At 75.0% G+C, this 10073-nt stretch carries 9 protein-coding genes and 1 pseudogene; 7 read left to right on the plus strand and 3 right to left on the minus strand.

The annotated features are described in order from the left end of the window. Nucleotides 1–1946, minus strand: a 1946-nt coding sequence (locus AC1DT4_RS19900) for an FAD-binding and (Fe-S)-binding domain-containing protein (RefSeq protein WP_477091488.1), incomplete at its 3' end; no start/stop codon positions are given. After that, the gene (locus AC1DT4_RS19905; protein WP_477091489.1) at nt 1933–3639 is read right to left on the minus strand and encodes an IlvD/Edd family dehydratase; all 1707 of its coding nucleotides are present in this window, start codon (nt 3637–3639) and stop codon (nt 1933–1935) included. The genes AC1DT4_RS19900 and AC1DT4_RS19905, both read right to left, overlap by 14 nt. A gap of 58 nt (nt 3640–3697) precedes the next feature. Here AC1DT4_RS19905 and AC1DT4_RS19910 point away from each other — a divergent pair, with 58 nt between their 5' ends. The 7 genes from AC1DT4_RS19910 (at nt 3698) to AC1DT4_RS19940 (ending at nt 9660) form a co-directional block, all read left to right on the plus strand. After that, entirely contained in the window at nt 3698–4459 is a 762-nt protein-coding gene (locus tag AC1DT4_RS19910; protein WP_477091490.1) for an IclR family transcriptional regulator, read from the plus strand. Beyond that, entirely contained in the window at nt 4456–5310 is an 855-nt protein-coding gene (locus AC1DT4_RS19915) for an SMP-30/gluconolactonase/LRE family protein (protein WP_477091491.1), read from the plus strand. The genes AC1DT4_RS19910 and AC1DT4_RS19915 overlap by 4 nt, the downstream gene beginning before the upstream one ends. A gap of 15 nt (nt 5311–5325) precedes the next feature. Continuing rightward, nucleotides 5326–6183, plus strand: coding sequence for a fumarylacetoacetate hydrolase family protein (locus AC1DT4_RS19920; protein WP_477091492.1), 858 nt, complete (start codon nt 5326–5328; stop codon nt 6181–6183). Further along, nucleotides 6183–7187 (plus strand): zinc-dependent alcohol dehydrogenase, encoded by a 1005-nt coding sequence (locus AC1DT4_RS19925; RefSeq protein WP_477091493.1) that lies wholly within the window; start codon nt 6183–6185, stop codon nt 7185–7187. Before AC1DT4_RS19920 ends, AC1DT4_RS19925 begins: the two co-directional genes overlap by 1 nt. 2 nt (nt 7188–7189) lie before the next feature. After that, nucleotides 7190–8188 carry a zinc-dependent alcohol dehydrogenase gene (locus AC1DT4_RS19930; protein WP_477091494.1) on the plus strand — a complete coding sequence of 333 codons (999 nt, stop codon included), beginning with the start codon at nt 7190–7192 and terminating at the stop codon, nt 8186–8188. Further along, the gene (locus AC1DT4_RS19935) at nt 8185–8943 is read left to right on the plus strand and encodes an SDR family NAD(P)-dependent oxidoreductase (protein ID WP_477091495.1); all 759 of its coding nucleotides are present in this window, start codon (nt 8185–8187) and stop codon (nt 8941–8943) included. The genes AC1DT4_RS19930 and AC1DT4_RS19935 overlap by 4 nt, the downstream gene beginning before the upstream one ends. 66 nt (nt 8944–9009) lie before the next feature. Then, nucleotides 9010–9660, plus strand: coding sequence for a hypothetical protein (locus AC1DT4_RS19940; RefSeq protein WP_477091496.1), 651 nt, complete (start codon nt 9010–9012; stop codon nt 9658–9660). Here the strand turns inward: AC1DT4_RS19940 and AC1DT4_RS19945 are convergent. Continuing rightward, nucleotides 9661–10073 (minus strand): annotated as a pseudogene (locus AC1DT4_RS19945) (NAD(P)/FAD-dependent oxidoreductase); the annotation flags it as partial.

Genomic DNA, 10073 nt, shown 5'->3' on the forward strand with positions numbered 1-10073 from the left:
ACGCCGCCCAGGCCCCGCGCGGCGCGTGTCACCGCCTCCGGCACGGCGGGCGGGAGCGCGGCGGCGACGTCCAGCGCGGCCGCCAGGGTGCGCGTGGTGGCGTCCCAGTGCCCGGCGGCGGCGCGCCACGCGGACCGCGTCCCCACCCCCGCGGCCTCGGCGCGCAGGCGCTTGACCAGGTCCCCGGTGTTGATCAGGACGGGGCAGGCCGTCGCGCACATCCCGTCGACGGCGCACGTCTCCACGACGTCGTAGTCCTGGTCCCCCGTGAGCTCCTCGACCAGGCGCGCGTCTCCCGCGGCGCGGGCGGTCGCGAGCTCGCGGCGCAGCACGATCCGCTGCCGTGGCGTCGTCGTGAGGTCCTTGCTCGGGCAGACCGGCTCGCAGTACCCGCACTCGACGCAGCGGTCCACCTCGGCCTCCACCGACGGGGTGACCTTGAGGTCGCGCAGGTGGGCGTCGCCGTCGTCGGAGAGCAGCACGCCCGGGTTGAGGATGCCGAGGGGGTCGCACAGCGCCTTGATCTCGCGCATCACCGCGTACAGCTCGTCGCCGAACTGGCGGCGGACGAACGGCGCCATGACCCGGCCCGTGCCGTGCTCCGCCTTGAGCGTCCCGCCCGCAGCGAGCACGAGGTCGACGAGGTCCTCGGTGAACGCGGCGTAGCGGTCGACGCCCGCCGGGAACCGCTCGGTCAGCATGAAGTGCAGGTTGCCGTCCTTGGCGTGCCCGAACACCACGGTCTGCGCGTAGCCGTGCCGCTCGACCAGGGCGGTGAGCCGCGCGCACGTGTCCGCGAGCGCCGGCAGGGGGACGGCGACGTCCTCGAGCAGCGCGGTGGTGCCCGAGGGCCGGGCGCCCGCGACGCTCGCGTACAGCCCCTTGCGGATGTGCCAGAGCGCGGCCCGCTCGCGCGCGTCGGTGGTGACGTCGTCGTCGGTGGGCAGGCCGGACGCGTCCGCCGACTGCCACTCGACGAGCAGCGCCGCCTCCTGGTCGACGACGAGTCCGCGCAGGGCGTCGGGCGCCTGCGGGTCGCGCTGCGCCACCCGCAGCGAGGCCGCGTCGAGCAGCTCGACGGCGGCGGCGCCCGTGGCGACGAGCGCCGGGACGGCCGCCGCGGCGTCGCCCAGCGAGGGGAAGACCCGCAGCGCGGTAGCGGCGTGGGGGAGCACCGGCACGGTGCGGAACGTCGCCTCCGCGACGAAGGCCAGCGTGCCCTCGCTGCCGACGAGCAGGTGCGCGAGGATCTGGACCGCCGTGTCGTGGTCGACGAGGGCGTTGAGGCCGTAGCCCATCGTGTTCTTCATCGCGTACTGCGCGGCGATCCGCCGGACCGAGCCCGGGTCGCCCAGCACCCGCGCGCGGAGCGCCAGCAGGCCGGCGTGCAGGGCCGGCTCGTCCGCCCGCAGCCGCTGGTCCGCGTCGGCTGCGCCGGTGTCGACGACCGTGCCGCTCGGCAGCACGGCCACCAGCGACTCGAGGGTCCGGTAGGTGTTCGTCTCGGTGCCGCACGTCATGCCGCTGGAGTTGTCGGCGACGACGCCCCCGATCGTGCACGCCGACTCGCTGGCCGGGTCCGGGCCGAGGCGGCGGCCGTGGCGGGCCAGGCGCGCATTCACGTGCCGCAGGACGGCCCCCGGCTGGGCGCGCACCCGGACGCCGTCGTCGAGCACCTCGATCTCGCGGAAGTGGCGTCGCGTGTCCACCAGCACGTGCGCCGAGACGGACTGGCCGCTGAGGCTCGTCCCGCCGGACCGGAACGTCAGCGGTGCCCCCGACCGGAAGAGCGCGGCGACCTGTCCGGCGTCCGTCGGCGTCACGACGGCCCGCGGGGTCAGGAGGTAGTGAGACGCGTCGTGAGCCATCCGCAACCGGTCGCTCGCCCGGGTCGCCACCGCCCCGGGCGTCGCCCGCTCGAGGGCGTCCAGGTCAGTGGGACTCACGCGAGACCCGGTCGCCGCTGCCGCCGACCAGGAAGTCGAGGTCCGCGCCGGTCTCGGCGCCGAGCACGGTCTCGACGTAGAGCTTCTCCCACCCCCGCGTGGGCCGGGCGAACCCCGCGCGGAGGGCAGGCGCCGGCTCGCGGCCGTCGAGGTCGGCCTCCACCGACAGGCTCCGCCCGGCGACGTCGAGCGTGATCCAGTCGCCGGTGCGCACCCGCGCGAGCGGACCGCCGGCGGCCGCCTCCGGGGCGACGTGCAGGACGACGGTGCCGTACGCCGTACCGCTCATCCGCCCGTCGCACACCCGGACCATGTCCCGGACACCCTGCTGCAGGAGCTTCGTCGGCAGCGGCAGGTTGGCCACCTCCGGCATGCCGGGGTAGCCGCGCGGACCGCAGCCGCGCAGGACGAGGACGCTGTCGGCGTCGACGTCGAGGTCGGGGTCGTCGATCCGCGCGTGCAGGTCCTCCACCGAGTCGAACACGACGGCGCGCCCGCGGTGCTGCAGCAGGTGCGGCGAGGCGGCGGCGGGCTTGATGATCGCCCCGGACGGCGCCAGGTTGCCGCGCAGGACCGCGATCCCCGCGTGCGGCTGGAGCGGTTCCGCGCGCACGCTGATCACGTCGCGGTCCCAGATCTGGGCGCCCTCGAGCGACTCGACGAACGGCTTGCCCGTGACGTCGACGGCGTCGGGGTCGAGCAGGTCGACCACCTCGGCCAGCACGGCCGCGAGCCCACCCGCGCGGTACAGGTCCTCCATGAGGTACTTCCCCGCGGGCTGCAGGTTGACCAGCAGAGGCACGTCGGCGCCGATCCGGTCGAAGTCGTCGAGCGTGAGGGGGACGCCGAGCCGCCCCGCGATCGCGAGCAGGTGCACCACGGCGTTCGTCGAGCCGCCGATCGCGGCGAGTGCGACGATCGCGTTGCGGAACGAGCCGGCGGTGAGGATCTGGCTGGGCCGGCGGTCGGCCGCCACCATCTCGACGACCAGGCGGCCGGTCTCGTGCGCGCAGGCGAGCAGGCGGCTGTCGGGCGCGGGGATGCCCGCCGTGCCGGGGAGCACCGCGCCGAGCGCCTCGGCGACCAGGCCCATGGTCGACGCCGTGCCCATGGTGTTGCAGTGGCCGCGGCTGCGGATCATCGACGACTCCGAGCCGAGGAACGCCGCCTCGCTGAGCGTGCCGGCACGGACCTCCTCGCTGAGCCGCCAGACGTCCGTCCCGCACCCCAGCGGCGTGCCGCGGAACGTGCCGGTGAGCATCGGCCCGCCGGGGACGACGACGGCCGGCAGGTCCACCGACGCCGCCGCCATCAGCAACGACGGGATCGTCTTGTCGCAGCCGCCGAGCAGCACGACGCCGTCGATGGGGTTGGCCCGCAGCATCTCCTCGGTCGCCATCGCGGCCAGGTTGCGCCAGAGCATGGCGGTCGGCCGGACCTGCGTCTCGCCGAGGGACACCACGGGCAGGTCGAGCGGGATGCCGCCCGCCTCCCAGATGCCCCGCTGGACGTGCTCGGACACCTCGGTCAGGTGCCGGTTGCAGGGTGTGAGGTCGGACGCGGTGTTGGCGATCGCGATGTGCGGGCGGCCGGAGAACGCGGAGTCGGGCAGCCCGCGGCGCATCCAGGCGCGGTGGATGTAGGCGTTGCGGTCCTGGCCCTCGTACCACTGCGCGCTGCGGAGCTCCGGCATCTGTCTTCCATCTATCGGAACGCTGGATGGCTATGTGGAACATCGGTACGGTACCCCCATGGTGGCCGACGACGCACGCACCCTCGTGGGGTCGGATCGCGTGCTCGGCATCCTCGCCGAGCTGGCCCGGCACCCCGACGGGATCACCCTCGAGGACATGGCGCGCGCCGCTGCGAGCCCCAAGCCCACCGTGCACCGCGCGCTGGCGTCGCTCTCCCGGTTCGGGTTCGCCGCGCGGGACGGGCGCGGGCGCTACGTGCTGGGCGACGAGTTCCTCCGGCTCGCGTTCGCCCACCACGAGGCACGCCCCGACCACCTGCGCATCACGCCGGTGCTCACCGAGCTGGCCGAGCGCTACGGAGAGACCGCCCACTACGCGGTGCTCGACGGGGACACGGTCGTCTACCGCTCCAAGGTCGACCCACCCTCCGGCGCCGTGCGGCTCACCTCGACGGTCGGCGGCCGCAACCCCGCGCACAGCACGGGCGTCGGCAAGCTGCTGCTCGCCACCGTGCTGCCGGACGATGCCGCGGTGGCCGCCTGGGTGGGGGACCGCACGCTCGAGCGCCGCACGGAGCGCACCCTCATCACCGCCGACGCGCTCGCGGCGGAGCTGCGCACCGTCCGCGCCCAGGGCTACGCGGTCGACGACCAGGAGAACGAGCCGGGCATCGTGTGCGTCGCGGTGCCGGCGTACCTCACGTCCCCGACCCGGCCGAGCGGCGCGGTCAGCCTCTCGGCGCCGCAGTACCGCACGCCGCTGGCGGACCTCGTCGCGGCCGTGCCGGCCATCCGCTCGACCCTGGAGGCAGAGCGGTGACCCCGGCACGCTGGACCGCGACGGTCGCGTCCGACCACGTCTGTCGCCTCGGCGAGGGGCCGTACTGGGACGCGCCGCGCCGCCGGCTGCTGTGGGTGGACATCGACGCGGGCGCCGTGCACGAGGGGCGCCTGGAGGGCGACCGCGTGGTGCCCGTCCGCAGCACGCACGTCGACGGCACCGTGGGCGCGGTCGTCTGCTCGGCCGCCGGAGACCTCCTGGTGGCGGGCGCCCAGCGGACGTTCCCCGGACCGCGCGTGACCAGCGGCCCGCGGCGGCTCAACGACGGCGCGTGCGACCCGGCCGGGCGCTTCCTCGTCGGCACCCTCCCGCTGCACGGGTCCGGCGGACCGCAGACCCTCGTGCGGATCGAGGCCGACGGCTCCCTGACGGTGCTCGACGACGACCTCGCCCTGTCCAACGGGCTGGCGTGGAGCGTCGACGGCACGCGGATGTACAGCGCGGACACCGACGCGCACGTGGTGCGGGTCCGGTCCTACGACGCCGGCACGGGCGAGGTCGGCCGGCGGCAGGACTGGCTGCGGCTCGGCGACGACCTCCCCGACGGCCTGTGCGTCGACGCCGAGGACCACGTCTGGGTCGCCCTCTGGGGCTCGGGTCGCGTCGCCCGGTTCACGCCGGACGGCAAGCTGGTCGGGGTCGTGGACGTGCCGGCACCGGCCACCACCAGCGTCGCGTTCGTCGGCGACGACCTGGGCACCCTGCTCATCACCACCGCGACGTCGGACGTCAGCGCCGCCGACCTCGCCGCCCATCCCGACTCCGGTCGGCTGTTCGTCGCCCACGTCGGCGTGACCGGGCACCCGGTGACGCCCTGGTCCGGCCCCTGACCCAGGAGAACACCCATGCACCTCATGCGCCTCGGACCCCCCGGAGCGGAGAAGCCCGCGGTCCGCGTGGACGACCGGACGTACGTCGACGTCTCCGACCTCGTGCAGGACATCGACGGTGCCCTGCTCGCCGGCGGCCTCGACCTGCTGCGCGGCGTGGTGGAGGAGCGCGCCGACGCCGGCCGGGTGCAGCCCTTGCGCGGCCTGCGGGTCGGGGCGCCGATCGCCCGCCCGCACCAGATCCTCTGCATCGGGCTCAACTACCGCGACCACGCCGCGGAGACCGGGCAGGCCGTCCCGGACGAGCCGATCCTGTTCACCAAGTCGCCCAACACCCTCGTCGGCCCCCACGACGGCCTCCGACAGCCGCGCGGCTCCACCAAGCTGGACTGGGAGGTCGAGCTCGGTGTGGTGATCGGGCGCCGGTCGAGCTACCTGGAGGACCATGACGCCGCGCGTGCCGCCATCGCCGGGTACGTGGTCTGCAACGACGTCAGCGAGCGCGCCTTCCAGATCGAGCGCGGCGGCCAGTGGTCGAAGGGGAAGTCCGCCGAGACCTTCAACCCCGCGGGTCCGTGGCTGGCGACCCCCGACGAGATCGAGGACGTGCTGGACCTGGGGATGTGGCTCGACGTGAACGGCGTCCGGCGCCAGACCGGGAGCACCTCGACCATGGTGTTCGACCCCTACGAGATCGTCCGCTACCTCAGCCAGTTCATGGTGCTCGAGCCGGGCGACCTCATCAACACGGGCACGCCGCCGGGCGTCGGCATGGGACTGCGGCCGCCGGTCTACCTACAGCCGGGCGACGTGGTCGAGCTGGGCATCGACGGGCTCGGCGCCCAGCGCCAGGTCGTCGTGGCGCCGCGCTGATGCGGGCGTTCGTCCTCACGGGGCCGCGGACCGCGGAGGTGCAGGACGTCGACCCGCCGCGCGCCGGCCCGGGCCAGGTGGTCGTCGACGTCGAGCGCGTGGGCGTCTGCGGCACCGATGTCGAGTTCTTCACGGGCGAGATGCAGTACCTGAGCTCCGGCCTGGCCCGGTACCCGCTGCGGCTCGGGCACGAGTGGTGCGGGACCGTGTCCGCGGTGGGCGAGGGCGTCGCCGCGTCCTGGCTCGGCCAGCGGGTCACGGGCGACACGATGCTCGGCTGCGGGCACTGCGCGCGATGCCGCAGCGGGCGTCAGCACGTGTGCGCCAACCGGTACGAGATCGGGATCGGCGGCGGTTGGCCCGGTGCGCTCGCGGAGCAGCTGCCCGTCCCGGTGACCGCCCTGCAGCCGCTGCCGGACTCCGTCGACGCCACCCTCGGTGCCCTCGTCGAGCCCGGCGGCAACGCCCTGCGGGCGGTGCGCGGCGCGATGCTCGAGCGCGGCGAACGGCTGCTCGTGCTCGGTCCCGGCGCCATCGGGCTCCTCACCGCGACGATCGCCGCGGCCCAGGGCGCCGAGGTCCACCTGGTGGGTCGCAGCGCGGGCTCGATCGAGTTCGCGCGCTCGGTCGGGTTCGACCGGGTGTGGACGCGCGAGTCCCTGCCCGACCTGCCGTGGGACGCGGTGATCGACGCGACGAACGACCCCGCGATGCCCGCGCTCGCCGCCGAGCTGGTCGAGCCCGGCCGGCGCGTGGTCTGGATCGGGCTGTCCGGCGTCCCCAGCCTCGTCGACACGCGGCTCCTGGCGCTCAAGGACGTCACCGCGGTCGGGGTGCTGTCGGCGTCCGGCGGCCTCGCGGGGATCGTCGACCTCTACGCGTCCGGCTCGGTCGACCCGCGCCCGCTGGTCGCCGCGACCGTGGGGCTCGACGACGTCGCCGACGCGCTCGGCGGACGCAGCTGGGGACCCGCCCCGAAGACCCACGTCGACCCGAGGAGCTGACCGTGCGCGCACTCGTCTTCCGCGGACCCTGGGACCTGGCGGTCGAGGACCGCCCGGAGCCGTCACCGGGACCCGCCGACACCCTGCTCGAGATCCTCGCCACCGGGATCTGCGGCTCCGACCTGCACGGGTACACCGGCGACACCGGCCGACGGCACCCCGGGCAGGTGATGGGTCACGAGACGGTCGCGCGGGTGCTCGACGACCGCACGGGCACCCACGCCGCCGGAGCGGTGGTCACGGTCAACCCCGTGCTGGGGTGCCTGCACTGTCCCGCCTGTGCGGCGGGTTCCCCCCAGCGCTGCCCGGACCGGCGCGTCATCGGCGTCCAGGCCGAGCTCAGCGCCGCGTTCGCGGAACGGATGGTCGCCCCCAGCCGCAACGTCGTCCCGCTGCCCGACGGCACGCCGACCGACCTCGGTGCCCTGGTGGAGCCGCTCGCCGTCGGGTTCCACGCGGTCCAGCGCGGCGGGCTCACCCCGGCCGACGAGCTGCTGGTCATCGGCGGCGGACCCATCGGCCAGGCGGTGGCGCTCGCCGCCCGACGGCTCGGTGCCACCGACGTCGTCGTCGCCGAGCTCGATGGCCACCGCCGCGACCTGCTCGGCCGGCTCGGCTTCGCGGCGGTCCACCCGGACGCGCTCGGGGACCGGAGACCGACCCTGGTCGTCGACGCCGTCGGGTCCGGCCGCACCCTGACGACGGCGCTGGAGCTCTCGGCTCCCGGCGCGCGCATCGTGCTGGTCGGCATGGCCGCGCCGACCGTGGAGCTGCCCGCATACGCCGTCAGCACGGGGGAGCGCTCGATCGTCGGCACGTTCTCGTACGACGACCGCGCCTTCACCGAGACCGCCGCCTGGGTCGGTGCGTACGCCGACTCGCTCGGACCGCTGATCGAGGCCCACGTCGACCTCGACGAGGCTCCTTCCACCTTCCGCGCCCTGGCCCGGGGCGAGCTCACCGCCAGCAAGGTGCTGGTCCACCCGCAGGAGACGACATGACCGACTTCGCAGGACTGACCGCGATCGTGACCGGCGGCGAGAGCGGCATCGGCGCCGCCACCGTCGCGCTGCTGCAGGCTCGGGGCGCGCGGGTCGCGAGCCTGGACCCGACCGCGGGCGACGGTTCCGCCAGCGACCTGGGCGTCGTGTGCGACATCGCCGACCGCGCGTCCGTCGACGCCGCCGTGGCCACCGTCGTCGCGGCGTTCGGCGGCCTCGACGTGCTGGTCAACAACGCGGGCATCGGCGCGGTCGGGGACGTCGCAGCCAACGACGACCCCGAGTGGACCCGCGTGCTCGACGTCAACGTCATCGGCACGGCCCGGGTGTCCCGGGCGGCCCTGCCCCACCTGCGTTCCTCGTCGAGCGCCGCGGTCGTCAACACCTGCTCGATGGTCGCGGTCGCCGGGTACCCGCAGCGCGCCCTCTACTCGGCGAGCAAGGGGGCGATCGCGGCCCTGACGCTCGCCATGGCCGCCGACCACGTCCACGAGGGCATCCGCGTCAACGCGGTGCTGCCGAGCACCACGCAGACGCCCTGGGTGGAGCGGCTCCTCGCGGCCGCCGACGACCCGCAGGCGGCACAGGCCGCGCTCCGCGCCCGGCAGCCGATCGGCCGCCTGGTGTCCGCCGACGAGGTCGCGCACGCCATCGCGTACCTCGCGAGCCCCTCGGCGGGCTCCACGACCGGCACATTGCTGGGCGTCGACGGGGGAGCCGTCGGGCTGCGGGTGCCGCCAGCCGTGGTGCGATAGGACCGGGGCGCGACACACTGGGGTCGTGCCCGGAGGCGGGTGCGACCTGCCCGCGGGAGGGCTGACATGGACGCCGCCGACGTCAACGGTGCGGTCATCGCCGCCGGGCTGGCCGCTCTCGGGTACGTGGGCAAGCTGCTCGTCGACAGCTGGCGCTCGTGGCGCGTCGAGCAGCACCGGCGCCGGACGCGGCTCCTCGAGCTCGATGCGCTGCTGAACGCGTCGGACGAGACGTTCCGCTCTCAGGTCGGCCTCGCCCGTGAGCTGACGGAGCGGCTGGTCGCCGCCCACCCGGGGGTGTCCACCGGCGGCGGGTACGACACCCTGTTCACGGCCCTCTACCCCCAGTTCGACCAGGAGGCGACCGACCTCCACACGGTGATCCGCGGGTACACCCTGTACGGGCTCCAGCCGTTGAACCGGGAGATGCTCGCGTGGCTGCGCGACGACACCAGCGAGCGAGCCCCTCGACACCCCTCGGCCGCCGAGGCGGACCTCGCCCGCGAGCTGCGCCACCTGGACCGGCACCTCGTGCTCTGGCTCGCCAAGTGCCAGGCGTGGCTGACCGACCAGCCGGGGCACGCCCTGGTCTTCCTCGCCGACGAGCACCGGCACGGCGCCGGCTTCCCGCACGGCCTGGAGCCGGCTCTCGCGGCCGTCCTCGCGGAGCGGGGCATCACACCCGAACCCGAGCCGAGCGCGACGGCGCCGGACTAGCTACCGGGGCCGGGGTGCACCGCCCGTCACGAACGCGTCGCGCGGGTGCTGGACGTTCGCCAGCGACACGATGTCCCGCCCGAAGACGCCCATCGCCAACCACCCGGCCAGCACCCGGACCTTGCGCTCCCAGGTGGGCACGGCCAGCACGTGGTAGCCGCGGTGCATGAGCCAGGCGGCCAGACCCTTCACGACGATGCGTCGGTACTCGAAGATCCCGTGCCCGAAGCCGAGCGTCGCGACGACGCCGAGGCTCTCGTGCACGTAGTCCGTGGTCTCGTGCCCGCGCAGGACCGCGGCGATGTTCATGGCGAGGTGCCGGCCCTGGCGCACGGCGTGCTGGGCGTTCGGCACGGTGCGGCGGCCGGCCGCGCCCGCGGCGAGGTCCGGCACGGCGGCGTCGTCGCCCGCGG

The sequence above is a fragment of the Cellulomonas sp. P4_D11 genome (assembly GCF_056401915.1).